Genomic DNA, 24,087 nt, shown 5'->3' on the forward strand with positions numbered 1-24,087 from the left:
TTGTTCGAGGCATCCAATACCCCACCCGTCGATCCGATGGCCCTTCTGGACGAATGGATGCGCCTGTACGGGCAGGACGTCCTCAATCTGGCTTATTCCTATGTCCGCAATTATCATCAGGCGGAAGATATCGCCCAAGATGTGTTCTTGCGTGCGTTTGCCAAGATGGACTCGTTTCGCGGAGATAGCAGCGTAAAAACCTGGTTGTTAACCATCACCGCCAACCGTTGCAAAGACTATCTGCGCTCGTGGGTCGTTCAGCGTGTCGTCGTGGATGATGAGCATCTCAACCAGGTCGTGGATGATGTTTCACCGGAACTGGAGGTCGCACGGAAGTTGGAAGAGGATGGACTGTGGGCGGCTGTGCACTCCTTGCCGGCCAAGTATAGCGAGGTATTGATTCTCTATTACCGACATGACCTCAGCAGCCGGGAGATTGCCGAGGTGTTGAACACGACAGACCAGAACGTCCGTACAAGACTGCATCGGGGCCGAGCGATGTTGAAACGGCTTCTGGAGGGGGAAGGCAGTCTGTGAACAAGTATCCGCATGATGTGGAGAGACTGAGGGCGCTTCCGAAGATTCCGTTTTCCCAGACCTTGCATCAGAGAATTTTGGCGGCAGCGCAGTCTACCCATGAATCCGAATCGGCGGTCCGTGGGCCGCGGGAGCGGCGCTGGAACCAGTTATTGGGCGTATCCGGCATGCTGGCGGCGGCTGTCATGGTGGCTGCGGTGCTCTCCTCGGACGTGGTTTCCAATCGTCATGGTCAGCACTCGCAGGTCATCCAGCAGTCCGACTCCAGGGCAGCGCAGAGCAAGGCTGCGGGCCAGACGGGTTCGCCCATCCCGGCATCGGTTTCTCCTCAGCACGTCCAGGCAGCGCCGTTGAAAGTCGAATCCATCTGGATTGGGTCTGATGCCGAGCACCCTGGGGATGTGGTTTACGCGCGTTTGCGCAATAACGGCTCCCGCTCCTTGGGACGCTACGATGTTATAGGGGTGTTGGGCTTTGGTCCTGGTGCGGATAAACAGGATATGCTGAGCTATGATCACCTGATCCTCACGAACGGGCCGGATCGGCCGATTCGTCCCGGCACGGAGGGGACGTGGTCCTTTCGTCCCCTCGGCGTGAGTGAGAACGAGTGGAACAGCGCCACCTTTCCACATCTGTGGTTTTTGCAGAGCGCGGCCGCGTCGGCACAGTCGTCTTCACCTTGGCGGCCGGTGTCGGGACTGCAAGTGCAGGACTTGCACGTTCAGCCAGGGGATCATCCGGGCCAGGTGAAGGTAGGAGGCTTCTTGATGAACGACCGCCGCACTCGGGCCTCGTTGGACGATGTGTGGGCTATCGTCTGGTTGGCGCCGCCGGGTGTATCTGACTGGACGAATTCGCGCGCCATCCGCTTCATCAGCAGCCTGCGAGGGGCGGCGGGCGTTCATTCGCTTGCCGCCGGCCGTTCGCACGCAGTATACTTTCCGCTGCTGGGGCCCAATATCGATTATCGTCAACTGGTGCCGCACCTGGTGCTGGTAGAGCCGTCGTAGGAAGGCGGGGTGATTGTATGACCACGCGGTTCAGTGTGAGCGAACTCGCACAGATGCTGCAGGCGCCCGTGGAAGTGGTCCGGCAGGCGGTGGATGAACTGGCTGATCATGGAGAGTTGACCGCGGAGTCGTTCGTGTTCGGAGACCGAAACTGGCGCGTCGCCCCGAGCGATGTGAAACGGGTGCAGGACTGGATAGCGGAGCACAACGCAAAAGGTGAAGCGGTTCATCGAAAACCTGCGCGCAGAGTGCGGCGGAAGGTGGTCCGGCCAGCGGACACCGCCTGCGATTGAGAGCCGGCCTCGGCTGTTGGTTGCAGTCCCCGGCGGCGTGATCTACACTGGGGGCAATTCCAAAAGTATCAGGACAGGATTTAGGCTGGTCGCGCGGGTGTGGAATGTGATGTCGCCCGGCGGAAGTGAACGCGAAGGGGTAAAAGCAGCATGAAGATCGGGGTGCCGAAAGAGATCAAAAACAACGAAAACCGGGTGGCCATGACTCCGGCTGGCGTGCACACTCTGGTTGGAGCCGGTCATGAGGTTTACATGGAGAGCGGAGCGGGGGAGGGCAGCGGATTTTCCAACGAGGACTTTATCCAGGCGGGAGCGCAGATCCTGGCTGCTGCCGAGGATGTCTGGGGACAGGCGGACATGGTCATGAAGGTCAAAGAGCCGCTCCCGGATGAGTACCGGTACTTCCGCTCCGGGCTTGTTCTGTTCACGTATCTGCATTTGGCTCCGCTTCCCGAACTGACCAAGGAGCTCATGCAAAGCGGCGTGACCGCCATCGCCTATGAGACGGTGCAGCTGCCGGACGGGACGCTGCCACTGCTGACGCCGATGAGCGAGGTAGCCGGTCGGATGTCCATCCAAGTCGGGGCCCATCATCTGGAGCGTCCTCATCGAGGCCTGGGCGTGCTGCTCGGCGGCGTTCCGGGTGTGCCGGCCGCTAAGGTGGTCGTTGTCGGCGGGGGCACGGTGGGGCTGAACGCGGCCCGCATCGCGCTGGGCATGGGTGCTCAGGTGTCCATACTGGACATCAACCCGGCGCGGCTGGCGTACATCGACGAGGTCTATCAAGGCCGGATTCAGACCATCATGTCCAACGATTACAATCTCTATCATGAGCTACAGGATTGCGACCTGCTGATTGGCGCGGTGCTGGTTCCTGGGGCCCGCACGCCGAAGATCATCAAGACCGATATGGTGCGGTCCATGAAACCAGGCAGTGTCATTGTGGATGTAGCCATTGACCAGGGCGGATCAGTCGAGACGATTGATCGCATCACCACCCACGATGATCCGACATACGAAAAATTTGGTGTGGTCCACTACGCGGTCGCCAACATGCCAGGGGCCGTACCGCGGACTTCGACGTTGGCTTTGACCAATGTGACCATTCCGTACGCCTTGCAAATAGCCAATAAGGGGGCGCACCAGGCCATCCGCGACAATGCCGCGTTGGCGCGCGGGGTGAACGTGGTGGGCGGCAAACTGACTTATGAGGCGGTTGCCGAGTCGTTGAACCTGCCTTACACGCCGCTGGCCGATGTGGTTGGATAGTATGCGCGGGAGAATCGGCGTGTCGAACCGGGGCCAGTCCTATGCCCTGCATGTCGCTGCCGATGGTTTGGTGTGGAAGTGTTCCTGTTGACCGCAGCATGGCGCGCCCGCTTGGAGGGGTTCCGAGCGGGCGTGAAACTTATGTGACGATCTGTCCACAAGGCCTGTTTGGTGTATGATAGAGGGGTACTGGGAATGACACCGCAAGGGCTGGGGGGAAACTGCGGATGAAAACAGGCTGGGCCGCGCTAGCGGTGGCGACGGTCATGCTGATGGCGGGAGGCTGCGGACAGGCCAATCAGTCCACGTCCAAGGTCCCGGCCGACGCCGTGAAGGTCAAAGTAGTGGCGTCCGATTTCAAATGGTCGCTGAGCCAAACTGACTTTGCGGTGGGAAAACCGATAGATTTTGTCGTCAGTTCGAAGCAGGGGACACATGGATTTTCCATTGATGGCACGGATATCAGTCAGACTGTGTCGCAGGGGGATGCCCCGGTGAATGTGGTGTTCACTCCGAAGAAGGCGGGCACCTATACGATTCGCTGCGATGTGTATTGCGGTTCTGGACACCAAGACATGGTTGCCAAGTTTCATGTGCATTGAGCATGTTTCGATGACGAAAGGGTGAGGTGAATGGTCACTGAGGAGCAGGTGCGCAGTGTTCTGACGGAAGTGGTGGATCCTGAGATTCAAATTGATATTGTCAATCTCGGCATGGTCTATGGGATCGACATATCGGAGGACGGAAAAAAGGTCAAGATCACCATGACTTTGACCACCATGGGTTGCCCAGCTTACGACATGCTGCGCGATGACATCATTGAACGGGTTGGCAGCTTTGAGGGTGTGGAGGACGTAGAAGTGGAGTTGACGTTCGATCCGCCCTGGGATAAGGAAATGATGTCCGAAGAGGCGAAGCTGGTTTTCAAATATTTGTTCTGAACAATCGGCGCCCAATAAAATTCGGGCATGCGCCTTGCAATTGACAGCGTATATGGTACGCTGTGGATGTAAACATGACTTCATGAGTCAACTTTTAGGTACGCGGCTGAGATCTTGCTGGGAAAGAGGTTGGTCACATGTCATCGCCGGTATTGACAATTGAAGATTTGCGTGTGTCTGTTGAAGACAAGGAGATTGTGAAGGGCCTGAGCCTGCAGATAAAAGGCGGTGAAATCCACGCCGTCATGGGTCCCAATGGGACCGGGAAAAGCACCTTGGCATCCGCGCTCATGGGTCACCCCGCTTATTCGGTCACGAGTGGCCGGGTGACGTTGGACGGTGAAGATGTCCTGGCCATGTCGGTGGATGAACGCGCTCGCGCCGGTTTGTTCTTGGCGATGCAGTATCCGGCGGAGGTGTCGGGCGTATCAAATGCCAACTTTCTCCGGACCGCTTTGAATGCGCGGCGAGGAGAAGGCAACGAACTGCCGGTCATCAAGTTTCACAGGCTGTTGCAGCAGAAGATGAAGGATCTCAATATCGACCCATCGTTTGCCGAGCGTTATTTAAACGAAGGCTTTTCCGGCGGTGAGAAGAAGCGCAACGAAATTTTGCAGATGAGCCTGCTGGAGCCGAAGATTGCCATTCTGGACGAGATTGACTCGGGCCTGGACATCGACGCGTTGAAGCTGGTGGCCGATGCGGTCAACCAACTGCGCTCTCCCCAGACCGGGTTCCTGATCATCACGCACTATCAGCGGCTGCTGCAGTACATCGTTCCGGATTATGTGCACGTGATGATGCAGGGCCGAATCGTGAAGTCTGGCGATAAAACGCTGGCGGAGTACCTGGAGGCGAACGGATACGACACGCTGAAACGGGAACTCGGCATCGTCGACGAGACGGTCGGCGCCGAAGCGTAAGGAGGTAGGACGATGAGCATCAAAACATCAGCCCACTCCCCGCTGGTAGCCGACTTGGCCAGCCGTTTTCAGGAAGCGCCATGGCTGGTTCAGCAGCGTGAGCGCGCCTTTGCGTTGTATACATCCATGCCTTCTCCAAAGCTGGAGAAAACGGACCTGCGGGATCGCCCCTGGCTCGTGGAGTCGATTCCCAGCGCCACTACGGGTGGTGCCGGCGCGGCGGCGCAAGCGTTGCTGGAAGGTGCCAAGGCGGCTGGCGGGGCTTACGTATACGTGCGCGACGGTGTGACCATCGAGACATCGCTGCCCCACTCGTTGGCCAAGCAAGGGGTCGTGCTGCTGGATCTGCACACGGCCGTGGACCAACACCCGGAATGGGTGAGGCGCCATCTGTACTCCGTAGTGCCGGCGGAGGAGAGCAAATGGGCGGCCCTCAACGCTGCGCTCTGGCACGGTGGCGTCTTTGTCCATGTGCCAAGCGGGGTGCGTCTGGAGCTGCCCATCCACTTCATTTATGAGGAGACCATGACGGGCAAGGGCGGCTTGCCGCGGTCGCTGATTGTGGTGGAGGATAGGGCTTCTCTGTCGTTCGCGGAGGCGTACCTGTGCCACGGAGAACGGCAAGAAGGAGTCGTGCACAGCGCTGTCACGGAGTTGGTGGTCGGGCCGGATGCCGATGTGACCGCCGCCTGCCTGAGCCGGTACGGCAAGGGGCCGACGAACTTTTTCACCCGGCGCGCCAAATTGGCGGACAATGCGTCGGTGGACTGGGTGATTGGCGATGTCAGCGACGGATTTACCGTCGGTTTGGTGGAATCGCGCCTGGAAGGACCCGGTTCGAAATCGACCACGCGCAGCTTCGGAGTGGGGTATGGACGACAGCGCTTGGATTTTACAGCCAGCATGGATCACTTCGGTCACCATTCGGAAAGTGATATCACCCTGATGGGCGTCCTCCGCGGGCGTGCCAGCAGCACCTACCGCAGTTCGACGCACATTGAGCGCGGGGCCGACGAGGCCAGCAGCGAGCAGCATGATCGCATGTTGATGCTGGGCTCCAGGGCGCAGGCTGACGCCATTCCGATGCTGCTGATAGATGAAAATGATGTGCAGCGCTGCGGCCACGCCGCAAGTGTCGGGCGGATCGACGAAAATCAGGTGTATTATCTGATGGCTCGGGGGATTCCGCGCGCCGAGGCGGAGCGTATGATCATCTGGGGATACCTGCAGCCATTGGTCGATGCCTTCCCGGTCGAGCCGTGGCGGAGCGAAGTGGCATCCTGGATTGACGGGGAGCTGAATTTGCGATGAGCATGGACGACGTGCGCAAGGACTTTCCGATTTTCAAACAGGTCATCAACGGACACCCGTTAGTGTATTTGGACAGTGCGGCCACTTCCCAGAAGCCGCGGCCGGTCATCGAGGCCATTGACCGCTACTACCGTGAATCCAATTCGAATGTACACCGCGGAGTGCATACGCTCGGATCGCGCGCGACGGAGGCATATGAGTTGGCCCGGGAAAAGGTGGCGCGGTTCATCAACGCTCCGTCTTCGGATCTGGTGGTGTTTACGCGCGGGACGACGGAATCCTTGAACATGATTGGATACGGGTATGCCCGCACGAAACTGGGTGAGGGGGACGAGATTGTCCTCACCCCGGCGGAGCACCATAGCAACCTGATCCCTTGGCAGCAGGCGGCGCGGGCGACAGGCGCCCGATTGAAGTATATTCCGCTGCAGGCGGATGGGACCATCACCCTGGAGGATGTGCGCCGCACCATCACCGATAAGACGCGATTGGTCGCGATAGCGCAGGTATCCAATGTGCTGGGGACGATTTATCCCATCCGTGAAATCGTCGATTTGGCCCATGCGGTCGGCGCTGTGGTCGTGGTCGACGGGGCGCAGAGTGTACCGCATATGCCGGTCGACGTTCAGGCGCTCGATTGTGACTTTCTGGCGTTTTCGGGGCACAAGATGTGCGGACCGACGGGTGTCGGGGTGCTCTACGGCAAGCGGGAGCGGCTGGAGGAGATGGAGCCGACTTACTTCGGCGGCGAAATGATTGATGTGGTGGAGCTGTACGAAGCTTCGTGGAAAGAGATCCCGTGGAAATTTGAAGGCGGTACACCTATCATTGCCGGAGCCATCGGATTAGGGGCCGCGGTTGACTATTTGACCGGGATTGGCATGGAGGAAATCCGCCGCCATGACCGAGAGTTGACGGAGTACGCCCTGGAACGGCTGCGGTCTCTGCCGGGAGTGACCGTCTACGGCCCGGAGGCGGCCGGCGAAAGAGGGGGGCTGGTGACCTTCAATGTGGATGGGGTCCATCCACACGACGTGTCCACGGTGCTCGACTCCGAGGGCATTGCCATTCGCGCCGGCCACCACTGCGCGCAGCCGTTGATGCGCTGGCTCCATGTGTCGGCTACCGCACGGGCCAGTTTTTACTTGTACAACACGAGGGCGGACGTGGACGCGTTGGTGCACGGCCTGAATACGGTGAAGGAGTTCTTCCAACATGCAATTGGATGAGTTGTATCGCCAGGTGATCATGGACCATTATCAGCACCCCCGCAACCAGGGCGAGCTGACCGCGAAAACGGTCAGCGTGGACTTGCGCAATCCCAGCTGCGGCGACGAGATCACGCTGCAGTTGGAGGTGGCAGACGGGCGGGTGCAGGATGTTCGCTTCCGCGGATCCGGCTGTTCCATTTCCATGGCGTCAGCGTCCATGATGACTGAGGCGATTAAAGGGCAGGATGTGCCTGAGGCGTTGTCGCTGGCAAAGGTGTTTCGGTCGATGATTCGCGGCGAGGCGGTAGACACGGAAGTGCTGGGGGATTTGGAGTCCCTGCAGGGTGTCTCCAGGTTTCCGGCGCGCGTGAAATGTGCGTTGCTGGCTTGGCAAGCGCTAGAGAAGGCGGTGTCTGGGCACACAGACCATCAGCCGGAATAACCCTTCCGTGATAACATTGTCGAGCGAAAAGGAGGAGACGGAAAATGGCCAAGTCGCTTCCCGAGATTGAGGAGTACCAGTATGGTTTTCGGGATCGGGACGTGTCGGTCGTCAAATTCCAGAAGGGCTTGAACCGCAAGGTCGTTGAGGAGATCTCCATGATGAAGAACGAGCCGGGCTGGATGACCGATTTCCGGTTGCGTTCACTCGAGATCTTTCAGTCCAAACCGATGCCGACTTGGGGCGGAGACCTGTCCGAACTGGACTTTGACGATATTACCTATTACGTGAAGCCAACGGAGCGGCAAGGCAAGACCTGGGAGGAGGTGCCGGACGAAATCAAGCAGACCTTTGACCGTCTCGGCATCCCGGAGGCGGAGCAGAAGTTCTTGGCTGGTGTGTCGGCCCAGTACGAGTCCGAAGTGGTGTACCACTCGATGAAGAAGGACCTCGAAGAGCAGGGCATCCTGTTCATGGACACCGACTCCGCGCTGCGGGAGCATCCGGAAATCTTCAAGGAGTACTTTGGAACGGTGGTGCCGCCGGAGGACAACAAGTTTGCTGCCTTGAACAGTGCGGTCTGGAGCGGCGGCAGTTTCATCTACGTGCCCAAGGGCGTGAAGGCGGAGGTGCCGCTGCAAGCCTACTTCCGCATCAACTCGGAGAATATGGGTCAGTTTGAACGCACGCTCATCATCTGCGACGATGACAGTTTTGTGCATTATGTCGAGGGCTGCACGGCGCCCATCTACAGCACCAACTCGTTGCACAGTGCGGTGGTCGAAATCATTGTCAAGGACAGGGCGCGCTGCCGCTATACGACCATCCAAAACTGGGCGCCTAACATTTACAACCTGGTAACGAAGCGGGCCGTCGCCTACAAGGACGCGACCATGGAGTGGGTCGACGGGAATATCGGATCGAAGTTGACCATGAAATACCCGAGCGTCTACATGATGGACGAGGGCGCGAAGGCGATGGTGCTGTCGATCGCGGTCGCCGGAAGGGGCCAGCATCAGGACGCCGGTGCGAAGGTTGTTCACAACGCACCCAATACCACGTCGACAATTGTGTCGAAGTCCATCAGCAAGCACGGAGGCAAGACCACGTACCGGGGGTTGGCCAGCTTCGGACCGAATGCGCGCGACGCCAAAGCGAACATCAAGTGTGATACGCTCATCTTCGACGAGGATTCGACGTCCGATACGATTCCGCACAATGATATCAGGAACGACACCGTGACGCTGGAGCACGAAGCGTCGGTCTCAAAGGTCAGCGAGGAACAGCTGTTCTACCTGATGAGCCGGGGGATCTCGGAAGAGGACGCGACGCGGATGATTGTGATGGGCTTCATCGAACCGTTCACGCGCGAGCTGCCGATGGAATATGCGGTGGAGATGAACCGTTTGATCAAGTTTGAGATGGAAGGGTCTGTGGGCTGATATATGAGTTGGATCAAGGTTGCGAGCGCCGCCCAGATTCCAACCGGGCACATGATGCGTGTGCAGGTGGAGGATGAGGACATCGCTCTGTACCATCTGGATGACGGATGGTACGCGACGTCTGCCATTTGTACCCACGCGTACGCCGACTTGACGACTGGCCGCTTGCAGGACGCGCTGGTCACCTGTCCAAAACACGGCGGACAATTCAATGTGAAGTCTGGCGCGGCGGTCAAACTCCCGTGTGTCGTTGCGCTCGTAACCTATCCGGCCGAAGTGCGCGGAGAGGACGTGTTCATCGATTTTGAATGACCGTGTCCGGTCGCGGTGATGAACCGGTGGGCGGACGCAGACCGGGACACGGGGCCGATCCTTATCCGCAGCAACGGAGGGGATTGTGGTGCGAGTTTCGAGCAAAACGGAGTATGGGTTGCGCGCGATGGTGGCGCTGGCGCAGTTGGCCAGCAATCAACGGCCGGTGCCGTTGCCGCGCATCGCGGATCAGGAAGGAATTCCGGAACAGTATCTCGATCAGATCATCGCGCGGTTGCGACGAGCCGGCTTTGTCAAGAGCGTGCGTGGGGTCAATGGCGGCTACCTGCTCACCCGCTCGCCTGAGGACATCCGGATTGGCGAGCTGGTGCGGGTTCTGGAAGGCAGTCTGTCGCCCATTGGTTGTGTCAGTGAGGAAAATGAGTCGCCCGCCGATTTCTGCGGGCTGTATAAACAATGCCACACTCGCAGTGTCTGGCTCCGTGTGATGGGCGCCGTGACACAAGCGTTGGATAGCATTTCTCTGGCGGACGTGATGCATGACGAAGTTCCGCTGGCCGTGAAACTTAAGTAGTGGGGTGGCGTAGAGAGCAAAAGGCGGTCCCGAATGCGGGACTGCCTTTTGCTCTACCCGCTTGACGGAGCCGTCCACGATACAACATCGCCACAAATGTCACCCGAGAAACACTATTCGGCGCTGAAGCCCAGATCAATCTTCGGAAGCTGCTGCACCTCTCTCAGTGATTTATCCCGCTGCGCGCAGGCATTGAGGTATTCACGGTAAAGCGCGTCCACATCGGGGTGCTGTTGCAGCAGTTTTGTATCCAGGACCAAGTGGTTGCCCGACCTGTCATACGCTACATGGTTGCTCGGGTTGTATCCGTGATCCCGCAGCGTCGACAGCAGCTTCGACAAGAGTTCTGTCACTTGGAGATGAGCAGCACTCCAGGTTTCCGAAATCGGTCCGCTCATGGCGACCCATCCTTTCATGATTTGAAGTGCTGATACTGGGTATAGTATAATCCAGTTGGAACGGCTTCGCCAACTTTTGGTTGTTCAATTCCGGATTGAAGGAGGTCATGGTCATGCCGTTGGTGGGCAGTCCTGCTCCCGATTTCGACATGTTGTCGACAAAGAACCTGAAAACCCTGAATGAACGGGTCAAGTTGTCGGATTACAAAGGCAAATGGCTGGTTCTGTTCTTCTATCCGCAAGACTTTACATTTGTCTGTCCGACCGAGATTTTGGCGATGAACGAGCGTCTGCAGGAGTTCAAGGACCTGGACGCGGAAGTCTTGGGTGTGAGCACGGATAGCGTACACAGCCACAAGGCGTGGATTGAGACCCCCCGGGACAAGAATGGCCTGGGCGGCATTGATTACCCACTTGCGGCCGACTTCACGAAGGAGGTCGCCCGTAAATACGATGTCCTGGTGGAGTCGGAAGGTGTGGCTCTGCGCGGGCTGTTCATCATCGATCCCGATGGTGTTCTGCGCTATCAGGTGGTTCATGATTTGAACATCGGGCGCAGTGTGGATGAGACGCTGCGTGTGCTGGAGGCGCTGCAGGCGGGCGGCCTGTGCCCGGCCAACTGGAAACCTGGGGACAAGCTGCTGGAAGTATGAGCTTGTGGCCGTCGCGCAGAAGCTGTCTGCCGAGAGGAGGGTTCGGGTGACCGAACCCTTTTGTGTTATAGCATGATGCGATGATATGCATGGGATGGGAGCGCGATTGACAGCTGCATTGTCCAACCGCTACAATGTGATAACTGAATGAGCATTCATTCATTAGGAGGGGAGGCGCATCGGAAACCGTCGGGACGAATCCAAGTATGACGCGATTCTTCGCGCTGCGGTGCAGGTCATGGCGGAGTCGGGGTACCATCACGCCCAGATTTCCCGCATCGCGCGGGCGGCCGGGGTTGCGGACGGAACCGTCTACCTGTACTTCAAGAACAAAGAGGACATCCTAGTATCGCTCCTTCGCCGCTCCATTCAGAAGATTGTAGCGACGCTGCAAGACGCTCTGCGCTCTATTGACGACGCGGCGGAGAAGCTGCAGTTTTTGGTCCACCTGTATCTGCGTGAACTCGGGGCGGATCCAGAACTCGCTATGGTGACACAGGTGCACATGCGCCAGGTGGATGCCGGGATTCGCAGGGCCATAGGGGACTTCATGAAACCGTTTTATTCCGTGCTGGACGAGATAGTGGAGGCTGGTGTCAGGCAGGGTGTCTTCCATGAACCGATGGATCGGCGCGTCGCCAGGCGCATGATTTTTGGCACGATGGACGAAACCGTGACCGCCTGGGTGCTCAGTGGCAGCAAGTATGACCTATACGCACAGGCGGATGCTGTGGTGGACGTGTTGCTCCACGGTTTGTGCGGCAAGCCCGTCGATTGCCAATCTGCCCATTCTGGGAAGCAAGAGAGGGGTGTCCCGGGTGAACATCATCGTGTGTTTGAAGCAGACGTTTGACACGGAGGAACGGATTGTCCTTGAAGACGGGGTCATCAAGGAAGAGGGCGTCCGCTACGTGATCAATCCGTACGACGAGTATGCAGTCGAGGAAGGAATCCGTCTGAAAGAGGAGCATGGCGGCGAAGTGGTGGTCATCTCGGTCGGGCCGTCCCGGACCGAAGAGGCGTTGCGGACCGCCCTGGCGATGGGGGCCGACGAGGCTATTCTGGCCGATGACCCCGAGTTGTTCGGAGACGAGTACACCATTGCGCGGGTACTGGCGGCTATCATTCAGCAGCGTGAATACGACATCATCCTCGCCGGGAATCAGGCCGTGGACGACGGCTCTGGGCAGGTGGCCGTGCGTCTGGCGGAGGAATTGGGCATCCCCCATATCTCCACGTTGACCAAACTGGTGGTGGAAGGGGACCGGGTAACGGGCTACCGGGACGCCGAGGGGAACGAAGAGCATGTGGAAGGGAAACTGCCGATCCTGGTCACGGCGCAGCAGGGCTTGAACGATCCGCGTTATCCTTCGTTGATAGGGATCCGCAGAGCGGGCAAGAAGCCCTTGAGTCATGTGACCAGGGCGGATCTAGGATTGTCCCGGGACGATATCCGTCCCCGCACGCAAGTCGTCAAGACGTTCCTGCCCGCAGCCAAGCAGGCTGGACGCATATTGAGCGGAGACCTGGATGCTCAGGTGAATGAGTTGATCACGGCCCTGCGTACCGTGGAGAAAGTCATAGATTGACAGACTGGGAGGGGACCGGCATGGCCAAAAAGGTGCTGGTGGCGGCCGATGTACGCGCTGGAAAACTGCGTAAGGTCACATATGAGATGCTGGCGGCAGCGGGACGCGTCGCTGAGGGGGGACCAATCGCAGTCGCCATCCTGGGACACCGGGTGGAGAACCTGGCGGCTGGGCTCGGCGATTTTGGCGCAGATACGGTATACGTCGCGGATGCCCCTCAATTGCAGGAGTATACGCCCGCGGCTTATCGCAAGGTGTTGCTGGAAGTGGTGCGAGGTTTTACGCCGGACGTGATCTTGTTCGCCCATTCGGCGGTCGGGCGGGATTTGGCGCCGATGGTCGCTATGCGGATGGGCGCCGGGCAGGTGTCGGACGCCGTGGACGTGGCGATGGAGGGCGGACAAATCGTGTTCACGCGGCCCATCTATGCCGGCAAGGCATTCACGAAAGTGGTGGTGCGTGAAGGTGTGACCGTGGCGACCCTTCGCCCGAACAACCTGGAAGCGGCTTCCGGAGGGCAGGGTAAATCTGGGACGATACAAAAGGTCGACGTCCAGTTGGAGCCGGCGGACCTGAGTACGACGGTGCGGGAAATCGTCCAGAAAACCACCGGCGGGGTAGACCTGGCAGAGGCCCGAATCATCGTCTCCGGCGGCCGAGGTGTCAAGAGCGCGGACGGATTCAAGCCGCTGTATGAATTGGCCGAGGCCTTGGGCGGTGCGGTTGGCGCCTCCCGCGGCGCCTGCGACGCCGGCTATTGTGATTACGCCCTGCAGATTGGTCAGACGGGCAAGGTGGTGACCCCGGATCTGTACATCGCCTGCGGTATTTCCGGGGCGATTCAGCACTTGGCGGGCATGTCGAATGCCAAGGTGATTGTGGCCATCAACAAGGACCCAGAAGCCCCCATTTTTCAGGTGGCGGATTATGGCATCGTCGGCGATTTGTTTGAGGTGGTGCCTAAGATCACGGCGGCCGTGCGCCAGCTAAAAGGGCAAAGCGTATGACTCCTGTTCGTCGCACACCCGAGACGGGGACAGACGGGACTGACCGTTCTGCCCCGTCTGTATCTGTGCGGTTTCCTTCTCCCCGTTGCCCAGACGCAAAAGGGATGGGCACGAATGCCCATCCCTTTTCGCCGAGGCACTATGTATAGACGGACAGACGCCCAGGCTGTCCTTGACCCATCACTTGCCGGGGAAAGCTTGCAGCAAGGATACTGCAGCGTCCATGCCGGCGACGTCTGGAAACGGTGGCTGTGGCCGGAAGGTGAAAAAGGCGACGATGATGAGGATAACTACAAACAGAATTTCGAAGACCCTCCGCATGATGCGCTCCCCCTTGACACGAGTATACCCCAGGATTGCCGCCCCTAGCGGTGTTACGGGAATTATTGTAGCAGACTGGACGGTAGGCTGCACTCGCTTGCAGGACCATGGTGCGAATCGATACACTGAATGCGAATGACGACAGTCATACTGCGGCATAGGGGGCGCGGGGGTTGGACCCGTTGGATTGGACGCATCAATGGGATGACTACGAGATGATGATGTATGTATGCGACGATCCGGATGAGGAAGGCATTCGCATGCAGGTGAGCCGCCGCCAGCATCGCGATGGTGCGGAGGAGTGGGAGCTTCTTTATGACCGCAAACTCGCCGATCTTCCTTCTCGTCCGCCGCAGACAGAGCATCCCAAGGAGCGGGAAGACTGGGAGGAGTCGCTGTTGCGCACCCACCTGCATGAGCACCCGCACCTGGTCGACGAGGAGAAGCGGTACTTGGCGGAGTGGCGGCGTCAACGGTCGGATGAGGAGCCGACGGACGGTGGCGAAAGGTAAAAGCATCAATACCATCCAGGCACCCGCAGGAGGGAGGATGCAAGATGGGCAAGCGGCGAAAAAAATCGGCGCCCCGAAACGCCGATGCCGTGGATAAGCCAGAAGGAGCATGGGACAGAATGGAAGGGACCGTCTCGGCCGGCCGACAGGCGGGTTCGCATCGTTCGGCCGCTCGTGGAACGGCCGACACCGGCAGCGCCAGTGTGCGTGAGACCCTGTCCGAGCAGGTCTTGGAGAAGCTGGAGCGTCTGCGCCGTGAAGCGGAGCAACAGGCGGCTGCAGCTAAGGCCAAGTCGCACCGCAGCCGTGCTTCCGCGACCGCAGGGTTGGAAGGCAGCAATTCCGATGGGACGGGCGTAGACGAGGCACCATCCGAAGCCGAACCGACGTTTGCCGAGTTGTTCGATCCGCAACCCGAGACCGATGAACTTTCCTTCGCCGAGCTGCTGCGCGAGTCCCGGCTGGACTGGAGAAAATTCAAGTGACAGGTTCCACGTGTGAGGCATACAGGACAGTGTAAGATATCGAGGGGTGTCGGGCGGAGGCGTGCAGGGCGATGCGTGAGTTCGAAACACTATATTGGAAATTATGTATAATTATAGAGAAACTGAGACCCGCTGTTGCGGGTCATTTTTTATGGAGTTAAAGCGCTGCTGCGATGTGCAGGGCATTGATGTGCAGGGCATTGAGGAAAACCCGTATGCGGACACTGACACGGAGGAGGAGACTGACATGACGCATCCGGTAGTTGCGCTGGACGGCGAGGGATTGACACCTGAACAGGTGATGGCCGTGGTGGCGGGTGCCACCGTAGAGGTGGGCGCGCAAGCTTGGGATAAGGTGCAAGAGAGCCGCCAGCGGATAGAGGAGCAGGTCAGGGCGGGGCGCGTGGTGTACGGAGTCACGACCGGGTTTGGCAAGTTGGCCGACGTAAGGATCGACAGCCAGGACGTCGATCGATTGCAGGTGAACCTGCTGCGCTCCCATGCGGTCGGGGTCGGGAGGCCGTTTGCGACCGATGTGGTGCGGGCGATGTTGACCCTGCGCGCCAACTCGTTGGCCAAAGGATTTTCCGGTGTGCGTCCGGAAACGCTGCGCCTGTTGGTGGAGATGCTCAACCGGCGGGTGCACCCAATTGTCCCGGCGCAGGGTTCCCTGGGCGCCAGTGGGGACCTGGCTCCCCTGGCGCACGTTGCGCTGGTGATGATTGGCGAAGGCAAGGCCGAGTTTGGCGGGCAGGTGCTGCCAGGCCATCAGGCCTTGGCCGCCGCCGGGCTGACGCCTGTGCGTCTATCGGCGAAGGAAGGATTGGCGCTGATCAACGGAACCCAGGCGATGACCGCCGTCGCTGTCCTGACGCTGGTGGAGGTGATGCGAGTGGGGCTGGCGGCGGACGCGGCGCTCGCCTTGACCATGGAAGCGCTGCAGGGGATTGTCGACGTCCTGGATGAAGACTTGCTGGTCGTACGTCCGCACCGGGAGTTTGTCGAGGTGGCCCAGCGGATAAAGGCCTGGCTCCAAGGCAGTTCGCGGGTCTCTCGGCAGGGGGAACTGAGGGTTCAGGATGCCTACTCCATTCGCTGTGCTCCCCAGGTTCACGGGGCTTCCTGGCAAGCCGTCGGATACGCGCGGGGACGTGTGACGGTGGAGATGAATTCGGCCACAGACAATCCGATAGTCCTGGAGGACGGCCGCATTCTTTCCGGCGGGCATTTTCACGGCCAACCGATTGCGCTGGCGATGGACCTGCTGAAGATTGGGGCGGCCGAATGGGGCAGCATTTCAGAACGGCGGATTGAGCGCCTGGTCAATCCATCGTTGAGCGGGCTGCCTGCATTCCTGGCGGCGGACCCTGGGCTTCAGTCGGGCCTGATGATTGCCCAGTATGTGGCGGCGGCGCTTGTTTCCGAGAACAAAGTGCTGGCCCACCCGGCCAGTGTGGATTCGATTCCCTCGTCCGCCAATCAAGAGGATCATGTCAGCATGGGGACGATTGCCGCCCGCCAGTGCCGAGAGATTGTGCACAATGTGGCGCGCGTGGTGGCGATTGAGATGGCCTGCGCGGCGCAGGCGGTGCATCTGCAGCAGTGCGCGGGCGGTTTGGCCCCGGCCACCAGGCGTCTGCTGGAACAGGTGCGGCGTTTTGTCCCGCCTCTCACGGAGGACGCGTCGCTCTCTGAACCCATTGAGCGGCTTGCCAAGGCGATATTATCCGGCCAGGTTCCCGGATTCTTGCCTACGGGTGCGTGAGGGAAACCCCGTGCTGGCGGGCGGGCGGGCCGGGCGACGGGGCATGCCCGCCCGATGGGCTGTGATTCAATCGCCGCCGTCCGGATCGGACAACGCAGGGAAGCGCGGCGGTGTGTCCAGGGGGATGGCGGCATCCGGGGTCACGGTTCTTGGTGCCACCTGGGACAGGCGGTCAATGTCCAATGCCCGGTCGATGACGCTGGGTTGTATCCCCACCTGGATGGCGGCTTCGCGCAGGCTCAAGCTGTGGGCAAGGGCGTGTTTGACAATGCGCGCGGCGGTGTCGTACCCCAATTCCACGTTCAGCGCGGTGGCCAGGGACAGGGAGTGTTCTGCGTACGCCCGGCAGCGATCAGCGTGGGCCACAATCCCTCGCACACATTTTGTGGTAAAGGCCTCCGTTGCTGTTGCCAGAATGTGAATCTCGTGCAGGAAATTGGCGGCCATGACCGGCATCATGACGTTCAGCTCAAGCTGTCCGGCACCGCCAGCCTGAGCGATTGCCGCGTCGCAGCCCTGTACCTGGAACGCCACCATGTTCAGCATCTCGGCCATGACGGGATTGACCTTGCCTGGCATAATGGAGGAACCTGGTTGGACGGCGGGCAGCTCAATCTCGGCCAGGCCGGTTCTCGGCCCGGAGGCCAACAGGCGCAGGTCGTTGGCGATGCGCTGCAGGGCCAGGGCCAGGTTGCGCAGCGCGGCGCTCACCCATACGACCTCGTCTGGATTCTGGTTGAATGTGAACGGGTTCTCCGCCAGGCGAAAGCCAAGACCGGTGAACTCGGCGACGTTGCGAGTGGCCACCTCTGCAAACCCGGCGGGCGTATTGATGCCTGTGCCCACCGCGTTGCCCCCCAACCCGATTTCCAGCAGGTTGGCCGCGGCTTGTTCCAGCCAACGCCGGTGCCGTTCCACATTATGGGCATAGGCGAAGAATTCGTCGCCCAAGCGCATGGGCACCGCATCCTGCAAGTGTGTCCGTCCAGATTTGACTACGCCAGCAAACTCCTGCCCCTTTTGCCGCAACGCCTGCGCTAACTGCGCTAGGGCGGGGTCCAACCTGTGCGCCAACAGCTCCATGCCGGCAATCTGCATCGCCGCGTGGATGGTGTCGTTGGTTGATTGGGAGCGGTTGACATCGTCGTTTGGATGGACCAGGTTATAGTCCCCGCGCGCACCCCCCAACAGTTCGGCCGCCCGGGACGCAATCACCTCGTTGGCGTTCATGTTCTGGGACGTGCCGGCTCCTGCCTGGTACACATCGACCTGGAATTGGTCATCCAGTTTCCCGTCGATAACTTCTAATGCCGCCTGGCAAATGGCGTTGGCCTTACGCCCGTCCATGACGCCCAATTGGGCGTGGGCCTGGGCGGCAGCCCATTTGATGATCCCTTGCGCGCGAATGAAGGCGCGCGGCAGGCGCAGGCCGCTGATAGGGAAGTTTTCCATGGCGCGGGCGGTCTGCGCGCCGTAGTAGGCGCTTTGTGGGATGCGCAGTTCACCGAGCGAATCGCGGGCAATGCGTGTGGTTTCTGTCAACAGATATCCCCCCTGGCAAGGATCGTCCCCTTCAAACATGGGTAAAAATGGTTTCCTTTACAATCTTCCCAATCCGCCGTGGTTCGCAACCTCCCTACATCTATTACGCGGAGCATAGCGATTTTGCACAAAGTATGTTAAAGATCTAGAAAGCAGTGGTCGCTGGTTGACGGTTTTCATCCGGCACTGCCACCTGCCAAGGGCGTTTGCCAGCCAAAGGGTAGGGCGACGAGCTGTATACCGTAAAATGACGAGAGGTTGTTGACATTGGCGCACTCTGCAGAGCAAGCCAGGTTGGCTGTGGCTGTGGCAGCAGCACTGGAGGCGGGGCGTTACTTTTCCTCCCGCCTATATAACGACAAACAGGTCAAGAGCAAGTCTTCGCCCAGCGATTTGGTCACGGATGTGGATCCGAAATGTGAGGACATCATTCGTCGTCATATCCGTTCGTCGTTTGCCGACGATGCGATTTTGGGGGAGGAGACCACAGAACCCGGTTCCGACGCCGCCCGGGCCGCGGCAAGTCAGGCGGTCGACCAGGAGCGGGTTTGGGTGGTCGATCCGCTCGACGGTACGACCAACTTTGTCCAGCAGATTCCCCTCTCGGCGGTCTCCATCGCCTATGCCGAGCGGGGGCTGCCGATTGTCGGTGTGGTGTTTGATCCTTATCGGTCCGAGGTGTTTCTCGGCCTGCGCGGTCAAGGCGCATATCTGTGCAGCGCCGAAGCGGCTGAGGCTTGGATGGGCAGACCGGACGAACCGTTGCCCGGGGTGCGCCTCTCTGCATCCGCCCAGGAGACGGTGGCCCGCAGCGTGATCGCCACCGGCTTTCCGTCGCGCCATCCGGTGCGCGAGAGCCGAGCCGCGGCATTGGCGATAGCTTCCCAGGTCAAGAGCCTGCGTGTGTTGGGCACGGCTGCCATTGAAATGGCGTACGTTGCCGCGGGCCGTCTGGACGCCTATTGGGAATACGACCTGAACGCCTGGGATCTGGCGGCCGGTGCCCTGTTGGTGACCGAGGCCGGCGGGATTGTCCTTGATGTCGAGGAACACCCATATGATCTCACACTGCGCAACGTGGTGGCGGCCGGACGGGAGAGTCTGGCGCGCGCCTTGTGCGCACGCATTCAGCATGCAGCGCGAACAGGGGATGAGTGAGCATGACCAGCGAGGTGCGGCAGCCCCTGCGATGTGAGGTGCCGAAGCCGCCGCGGGCCGTCCTGGAGCAGGCGCGGCAGCGGGTGGAGGAGATATCGGGCAACGCGGTGTACCGCGACCGTCGGCTGTCGCTGTTGACGGATCTGTACCAGTTGACGATGATGTACGGGCAATACCGGCAGGGGCGGGATGGCCAATGGGTCGTCTTTGACCTGTTCTACCGCAATAATCCCTGCGGTAACGGCTACGTGATTGCGGCCGGACTGGAGCAGGTCGTGTGGTACCTGCACAACCTGCGGTTTACGGACGAGGACATCGCGTATTTGCGCAGCCTGCAGTTGTTCGATGAAGATTTTCTCGAGCGTTTGCGGCGTTTGCGTTTCACGGGTGACTTGTACGCAGTGCCCGAGGGCACGATTGTATTTCCCAATGAACCGCTGCTGCGCGTGGAAGGCCCGGTATTCGAGCTGCAGTTTGTGGAGTCAGCAGTGCTTTCTTTTATCAATCACCAGAGTCTTATCGCCACTAAGGCGCAGCGCATGGTGGACGCTGCCCGGACGGACAGGCGCCATCCCGGCGCCAAGGTGCTGGAGATGGGGCTGCGCCGGGCCCAGAACGCGGATGCTGCGATTTTTGGCGCGCGGGCCGCGTTCATCGGCGGGTGTGCGGCGACGAGCAACCTGTTGGCGGCGCAGGCATACAACATCCCTGCGGTCGGCACCATGGCGCACAGCTGGATTCAGAGTTTCCCGAGCGAACTGGAAGCGTTTCGCGCTTACGTCGATACGTTTCCCGACCATGCGGTGTTGCTGGTGGACACGTATGACGTGCTGCACAGCGGCGTTCCCAACGCGATTCAGATTGCCCGCGAATTGGCCGCCAAAGGCAAGCGGCTGCTCGGTATCCGCATCGACAGCGGAGATCTTGCCTATTTGTCCAAGCGGGCTCGAGCGATGCTCGACGAGGCTGGGCTGTATGACGTGGGCATCATTGCCTCGTCGGATCTCGATGAGCGAACCATCCGTGAGCTGGTCATTCAGGAGGCCGAGATCACCGATTGGGGCGTCGGCACCAACCTGATCACCAGCAGCGGCTGCCCGGCGCTGGGGGCCGTGTACAAGCTGGTCGCGCAGGAGGCGGAAGGCTATATGGTGCCGAAGATCAAGGTCTCCGAAAACCCGGCAAAGATCACCAATCCAGGGCGCAAGCAGTTGCTGCGCCTGTATGTGCACGGGTACGCATCCGCCGACCTGATTGCGCTGGCCGACGAGACCTACACGGCCAAGCAGCCTCTGGAATTGTTTGATCCCGTGCACACCTACAAGCGCAAGGTGCTGCGGGAATACGAGATGGAGTCGCTGTTGACCCCGATTTATCTGGGCGGAGAATTGGTCTATGAGCTTCCCGATGTGCGCGCCATTCGCCGGCGCGTGGAGGACAACATCAGCCGCTTTTCATCGGAGGTGCTGCGACCGGTCAACCCGCACATTTATCATGTCGACCTGTCGCAGCCGTTGTGGGATTTGAAGCAGCGGCTCCTGCATGAATGGCGGCCTCGGCAGATGGCCGGCGAGTAGTCGCAGGCGCGCAGGGCGCGCAGCGGGCCGGTTTTTACAAAAGGAGGAGCAGCCATGAAGGTGATTCGCATTGCTCCCAGGGGCTATTGCCACGGTGTGGTGGATGCGATGGTACTGGCGCGACAAGCCGCGGAGGACCCATCTCTGCCTCGCCCCATCTATATCTTGGGCATGATTGTTCATAATCAGCACGTGGTGGAGGCGTTCGAAAAGGCGGGCATCATCACCCTGGACGGGGCCAATCGCCTGGAATTGTTGGAGCAGGTGAAAGAGGGCACGGTCATTTTCACCGCTCACGGAGTCTCTCCGGAGGTGAAGCGGCGGGCCGCGGAGCGGGGACTGCGCGTAATTGACGCGACGTGCCCAGACGTAACGCGCACGCACGACTTGATCCGCGATAAGGCGGAACAAGGGTATGATATTGTTTACATTGGCCGCAGAGGCCATCCGGAGCCGGAAGGGGCTTGCGGCGTCGCGCCCGACTGTGTGCACCTGGTAGAAAACGAACAGGATATTGAGCGACTCAACCTCAGCAATCCGAAGATCGTTGTGACCAACCAGACCACCATGAGTCAGTGGGATACCGCTCACTTGATGGCGGCGGTCAAGGCAAAGTATCCGCAGGCCGAGGTGTATAACGAGTTGTGCATGGCCACTCAAACCCGGCAACAGGCGGTGGCGGAGCAGGCCAAGGAGGCCGACCTGTGCATTGTCGTCGGTGATCCCCGCAGCAACAACTCGAACCGGCTGGCCCAAGTGTCCGAGGAAATTGCCGGAACAAAGGCCTATCGGGTTGCGGATGTCACGGAGATCCAGCGAGACTGGCTGAAAGGTGTGAAAACGGTCGCCGTGACGGCCGGCGCTTCCACGCCGACCGCTATCACCAGTGAGGTCATCGCCTACCTGGAACAATTCGATGAGAATGACCGGGCGACCTGGGTGCCGGTGCGCACGGCCAGTGTGGACAAGATCTTGCCCACGCCGCGGCGGCGCGCTTAACGTCGAAATGGTTGGGAGAGGTGTGCGTGGTCCTCACGGTGACCTTGGTCGTGTTGTTCCTGCTGGCGGTGGTCTGCTGGTTTGTGCGCAAGAAAACCCTGCGCGGACTGTTTGCCACCCTGGCAATTCTCTTCTTTCTGGCCTTTATGGGGCTGCTGGGATATGACATCGGCTATCAGGCGGGGGTGCGCGGTGTGCACATCTTGGGTTTCCTGATGTAGCGAGCAGCCGGTCGAGGCGCCAGTCCACTCCGCGTGTCAGGTTAAGGCAGGCGTGAGGGGTTAGGAACAAGCTTATCCGTCCGATACTGACGACTAGGAGACGGTCACTACGGCGGCTGAGAGTCGGCCGGCGGCGCCTGGTCATGGATGGGTGCTGGTATGAACGATGTGGGAGGATGCAGATGGCGAAGCAGGATAAAGAGTTTGTGAAGGAAATCACGCCCCAGAGTGAAGACTTTTCACGGTGGTACATTGACGTGATTCAAAAGGCCGACTTGATGGACTACGCGCCGGTGCGCGGCTGCATCGTGTTCAAGCCGGACGGGTACGAACTGTGGGAGGCCTGCCAACGCGAACTGGATGTTCGCTTCAAGCGGACAGGCCACCGCAACGCCTATTTCCCGTTGTTTATTCCGGAGAGCTTCTTTGAGAAGGAAAAGGAGCACGTGGAGGGATTCAACCCGGAGCTGCCCTGGGTGACCGAGGCGGGCGGAGAAAAACTGGAGGAACGCTTGGCCATCCGCCCCACATCGGAGACAGTCATTGGCCACATGTATGCGCGCTGGATTCACTCATATCGGGATTTACCCGTGCTCATCAACCAATGGGCGAACGTGGTGCGCTGGGAGAAGCGGACCCTGCCGTTTTTACGCACCAGTGAATTTCTCTGGCAGGAGGGGCACACGGCCCACGCGACGGCCGAGGAGGCGGAGCGGGAGACGCGCCAGATGCTCGATGTGTACACCGACTTTGTCGAGAACGTGCTGGCGGTTCCGGTCTTCCGCGGGCAAAAGACACCTTCGGAGAAGTTCGCCGGTGCGGTGGCCACGTACTCGCTGGAAGCGATGATGAAGGACGGCAAGGCCTTGCAGGCGGCCACGTCCCACTACCTGGGGCAGAATTTCGCCAAGGGGTTTGAGATCAAGTATTTGGACAAGGACAACCAGCTGAAATACGTGTACACCACTTCCTGGGGCATCAGCACCCGCATCCTGGGGGCCATCATCATGGTGCACGGCGACGACAAAGGCTTGGTGCTGCCGCCCAAAATCGCGCCCACCCAGGTAATCATCGTGCCCATTGGCCCGCAGAAAGAGCGGGCGCGGGTTGTCGAACACGCCGGAACGCTGCGCGATCAACTCCTGTCGGCCGGGTGGCGGGTGCGCATGGATGACCGCGAAGATTTCAGCCCCGGTTGGAAGTTTAACGAATACGAAATGCGGGGCGTCCCGATTCGTCTGGAGCTGGGACCGCGCGACATCGCCAGCGGTCAAGTGACGTTGGCGCGCCGCGACACCGGGGAGAAGTTGGCCGTGCCGGAGAGCGAATTGGCGGCCAGGCTGCCGCAGTTGATGGACGATATCCAGGCGACGATGTATCAAAAGGCCAAACAGTTCGCCGACGACCATTCGCACATCGCGCACAGCCTCGGCGAGATCACCGAGATCATCCAGAGCCAGCGAGGTTTCGTGTTGGCCGGATGGTGTGGCGATGACGGGTGTGAACGGCGGATTAAGGAGGAAGCGGGGGCGACCAGCCGCAACATCCCGTTCCAGCCGCCGCAGACGTTGCCGACCTGCGCGGTGTGCGGACGTCCTGCCGCGCATTCTGTGTGGTACGCGAAAGCATACTGA

Annotated in this window: 28 protein-coding genes; 25 read left to right on the forward strand and 3 right to left on the reverse strand. The window is 59.9% G+C overall.

What is annotated here, in order from left to right; all coding sequences use genetic code 11:
• From ASH01S_RS04885 to ASH01S_RS04945, 13 genes are all read left to right on the forward strand, one after another.
• Positions 1-537 carry a sigma-70 family RNA polymerase sigma factor gene (locus ASH01S_RS04885; protein WP_245628928.1) on the forward strand — a complete coding sequence of 179 codons (537 nt, stop codon included), beginning with the start codon at positions 1-3 and terminating at the stop codon, positions 535-537.
• Positions 534-1,547, forward strand: a complete 1,014-nt coding sequence (locus ASH01S_RS04890) for a hypothetical protein (RefSeq protein WP_067924502.1) — start codon at positions 534-536, stop codon at positions 1,545-1,547. The genes ASH01S_RS04885 and ASH01S_RS04890 overlap by 4 nt, the downstream gene beginning before the upstream one ends.
• A 17-nt stretch (positions 1,548-1,564) precedes the next feature.
• Positions 1,565-1,840, forward strand: a complete 276-nt coding sequence (locus ASH01S_RS04895; RefSeq protein ID WP_067924505.1) for a hypothetical protein — start codon at positions 1,565-1,567, stop codon at positions 1,838-1,840.
• 150 nt (positions 1,841-1,990) lie between these two features.
• Positions 1,991-3,109, forward strand: a complete 1,119-nt coding sequence (ald, locus tag ASH01S_RS04900) for an alanine dehydrogenase (RefSeq protein WP_067924509.1) — start codon at positions 1,991-1,993, stop codon at positions 3,107-3,109.
• A gap of 227 nt (positions 3,110-3,336) precedes the next feature.
• Complete coding sequence (locus ASH01S_RS04905; RefSeq protein ID WP_067924512.1) at positions 3,337-3,711, forward strand: cupredoxin domain-containing protein; 375 nt, start codon at positions 3,337-3,339, stop codon at positions 3,709-3,711.
• 30 nt (positions 3,712-3,741) lie between these two features.
• The gene (locus ASH01S_RS04910; RefSeq protein ID WP_067924515.1) at positions 3,742-4,050 is read left to right on the forward strand and encodes a metal-sulfur cluster assembly factor; all 309 of its coding nucleotides are present in this window, start codon (positions 3,742-3,744) and stop codon (positions 4,048-4,050) included.
• Positions 4,051-4,187: 137 nt separating this feature from the next.
• Positions 4,188-4,973 carry a Fe-S cluster assembly ATPase SufC gene (sufC, locus tag ASH01S_RS04915; protein WP_067924518.1) on the forward strand — a complete coding sequence of 262 codons (786 nt, stop codon included), beginning with the start codon at positions 4,188-4,190 and terminating at the stop codon, positions 4,971-4,973.
• A 12-nt stretch (positions 4,974-4,985) separates the two neighbouring features.
• Positions 4,986-6,284, forward strand: a complete 1,299-nt coding sequence (locus tag ASH01S_RS04920; RefSeq protein WP_067924521.1) for a SufB/SufD family protein — start codon at positions 4,986-4,988, stop codon at positions 6,282-6,284.
• Positions 6,281-7,513: a cysteine desulfurase gene (locus ASH01S_RS04925; RefSeq protein ID WP_067924523.1), complete on the forward strand. Its 1,233-nt coding sequence runs from the start codon at positions 6,281-6,283 to the stop codon at positions 7,511-7,513. The genes ASH01S_RS04920 and ASH01S_RS04925 overlap by 4 nt, the downstream gene beginning before the upstream one ends.
• Entirely contained in the window at positions 7,500-7,937 is a 438-nt protein-coding gene (gene sufU, locus ASH01S_RS04930) for a Fe-S cluster assembly sulfur transfer protein SufU (RefSeq protein ID WP_067924525.1), read from the forward strand. Before ASH01S_RS04925 ends, sufU begins: the two co-directional genes overlap by 14 nt.
• Before the next feature lie 44 nt (positions 7,938-7,981).
• Positions 7,982-9,379, forward strand: a complete 1,398-nt coding sequence (gene sufB / locus ASH01S_RS04935) for a Fe-S cluster assembly protein SufB (RefSeq protein ID WP_067924530.1) — start codon at positions 7,982-7,984, stop codon at positions 9,377-9,379.
• Between the two features lie 3 nt (positions 9,380-9,382).
• Positions 9,383-9,691 carry a Rieske (2Fe-2S) protein gene (locus tag ASH01S_RS04940; protein ID WP_067924535.1) on the forward strand — a complete coding sequence of 103 codons (309 nt, stop codon included), beginning with the start codon at positions 9,383-9,385 and terminating at the stop codon, positions 9,689-9,691.
• A gap of 88 nt (positions 9,692-9,779) precedes the next feature.
• Positions 9,780-10,226 carry an RrF2 family transcriptional regulator gene (locus ASH01S_RS04945; RefSeq protein WP_067924538.1) on the forward strand — a complete coding sequence of 149 codons (447 nt, stop codon included), beginning with the start codon at positions 9,780-9,782 and terminating at the stop codon, positions 10,224-10,226.
• A gap of 113 nt (positions 10,227-10,339) precedes the next feature.
• Here ASH01S_RS04945 and ASH01S_RS04950 read toward each other — a convergent pair whose 3' ends face one another.
• Positions 10,340-10,624 carry a hypothetical protein gene (locus tag ASH01S_RS04950; RefSeq protein ID WP_067924540.1) on the reverse strand — a complete coding sequence of 95 codons (285 nt, stop codon included), beginning with the start codon at positions 10,622-10,624 and terminating at the stop codon, positions 10,340-10,342.
• 113 nt (positions 10,625-10,737) lie between these two features.
• Here ASH01S_RS04950 and ASH01S_RS04955 point away from each other — a divergent pair, with 113 nt between their 5' ends.
• From ASH01S_RS04955 to ASH01S_RS04970, 4 genes are all read left to right on the forward strand, one after another.
• Complete coding sequence (locus tag ASH01S_RS04955; protein ID WP_067924542.1) at positions 10,738-11,277, forward strand: peroxiredoxin; 540 nt, start codon at positions 10,738-10,740, stop codon at positions 11,275-11,277.
• Positions 11,278-11,455: 178 nt separating this feature from the next.
• The gene (gene fadR, locus ASH01S_RS04960; RefSeq protein WP_505578021.1) at positions 11,456-12,130 is read left to right on the forward strand and encodes a fatty acid metabolism transcriptional regulator FadR; all 675 of its coding nucleotides are present in this window, start codon (positions 11,456-11,458) and stop codon (positions 12,128-12,130) included.
• Positions 12,096-12,866, forward strand: coding sequence for an electron transfer flavoprotein subunit beta/FixA family protein (locus ASH01S_RS04965; RefSeq protein WP_067924544.1), 771 nt, complete (start codon positions 12,096-12,098; stop codon positions 12,864-12,866). The genes fadR and ASH01S_RS04965 overlap by 35 nt, the downstream gene beginning before the upstream one ends.
• Before the next feature lie 20 nt (positions 12,867-12,886).
• The gene (locus tag ASH01S_RS04970; RefSeq protein WP_067924546.1) at positions 12,887-13,873 is read left to right on the forward strand and encodes an electron transfer flavoprotein subunit alpha/FixB family protein; all 987 of its coding nucleotides are present in this window, start codon (positions 12,887-12,889) and stop codon (positions 13,871-13,873) included.
• Between the two features lie 180 nt (positions 13,874-14,053).
• Here the strand turns inward: ASH01S_RS04970 and ASH01S_RS18390 are convergent, their stop codons facing one another.
• Positions 14,054-14,194 (reverse strand): hypothetical protein, encoded by a 141-nt coding sequence (locus ASH01S_RS18390; protein ID WP_157067000.1) that lies wholly within the window; start codon positions 14,192-14,194, stop codon positions 14,054-14,056.
• A 173-nt stretch (positions 14,195-14,367) separates the two neighbouring features.
• On the opposite strand from ASH01S_RS18390, the gene ASH01S_RS04975 reads away from it, so the two are divergent.
• From ASH01S_RS04975 to hutH, 3 genes are all read left to right on the forward strand, one after another.
• A complete protein-coding gene (locus ASH01S_RS04975; protein WP_067924549.1) occupies positions 14,368-14,706 on the forward strand; it encodes a hypothetical protein in 339 nt (112 codons plus the stop codon).
• Positions 14,707-14,750: 44 nt separating this feature from the next.
• Positions 14,751-15,191 (forward strand): hypothetical protein, encoded by a 441-nt coding sequence (locus tag ASH01S_RS04980; protein WP_067924552.1) that lies wholly within the window; start codon positions 14,751-14,753, stop codon positions 15,189-15,191.
• A 247-nt stretch (positions 15,192-15,438) separates the two neighbouring features.
• The gene (hutH, locus tag ASH01S_RS04985; RefSeq protein WP_067924675.1) at positions 15,439-16,956 is read left to right on the forward strand and encodes a histidine ammonia-lyase; all 1,518 of its coding nucleotides are present in this window, start codon (positions 15,439-15,441) and stop codon (positions 16,954-16,956) included.
• Between the two features lie 66 nt (positions 16,957-17,022).
• Here the strand turns inward: hutH and ASH01S_RS04990 are convergent, their stop codons facing one another.
• Positions 17,023-18,498 carry a class II fumarate hydratase gene (locus ASH01S_RS04990; RefSeq protein ID WP_245628929.1) on the reverse strand — a complete coding sequence of 492 codons (1,476 nt, stop codon included), beginning with the start codon at positions 18,496-18,498 and terminating at the stop codon, positions 17,023-17,025.
• A gap of 267 nt (positions 18,499-18,765) precedes the next feature.
• Here ASH01S_RS04990 and ASH01S_RS04995 point away from each other — a divergent pair, with 267 nt between their 5' ends.
• The 5 genes from ASH01S_RS04995 (at position 18,766) to proS (ending at position 24,087) form a co-directional block, all read left to right on the forward strand.
• Positions 18,766-19,656, forward strand: a complete 891-nt coding sequence (locus ASH01S_RS04995) for an inositol monophosphatase family protein (protein WP_067924554.1) — start codon at positions 18,766-18,768, stop codon at positions 19,654-19,656.
• A gap of 2 nt (positions 19,657-19,658) precedes the next feature.
• Positions 19,659-21,233 (forward strand): nicotinate phosphoribosyltransferase, encoded by a 1,575-nt coding sequence (locus tag ASH01S_RS05000; RefSeq protein WP_083516824.1) that lies wholly within the window; start codon positions 19,659-19,661, stop codon positions 21,231-21,233.
• A 54-nt stretch (positions 21,234-21,287) separates the two neighbouring features.
• Entirely contained in the window at positions 21,288-22,232 is a 945-nt protein-coding gene (locus tag ASH01S_RS05005; RefSeq protein WP_067924557.1) for a 4-hydroxy-3-methylbut-2-enyl diphosphate reductase, read from the forward strand.
• Positions 22,233-22,258: 26 nt separating this feature from the next.
• The gene (locus ASH01S_RS05010; RefSeq protein ID WP_067924560.1) at positions 22,259-22,453 is read left to right on the forward strand and encodes a hypothetical protein; all 195 of its coding nucleotides are present in this window, start codon (positions 22,259-22,261) and stop codon (positions 22,451-22,453) included.
• Positions 22,454-22,635: 182 nt separating this feature from the next.
• Entirely contained in the window at positions 22,636-24,087 is a 1,452-nt protein-coding gene (proS, locus tag ASH01S_RS05015; protein WP_067924562.1) for a proline--tRNA ligase, read from the forward strand.

The sequence above is a fragment of the Alicyclobacillus shizuokensis NBRC 103103 genome, from assembly GCF_001552255.1.
Lineage (GTDB): Bacteria > Bacillota > Bacilli > Alicyclobacillales > Alicyclobacillaceae > Alicyclobacillus_G > Alicyclobacillus_G shizuokensis.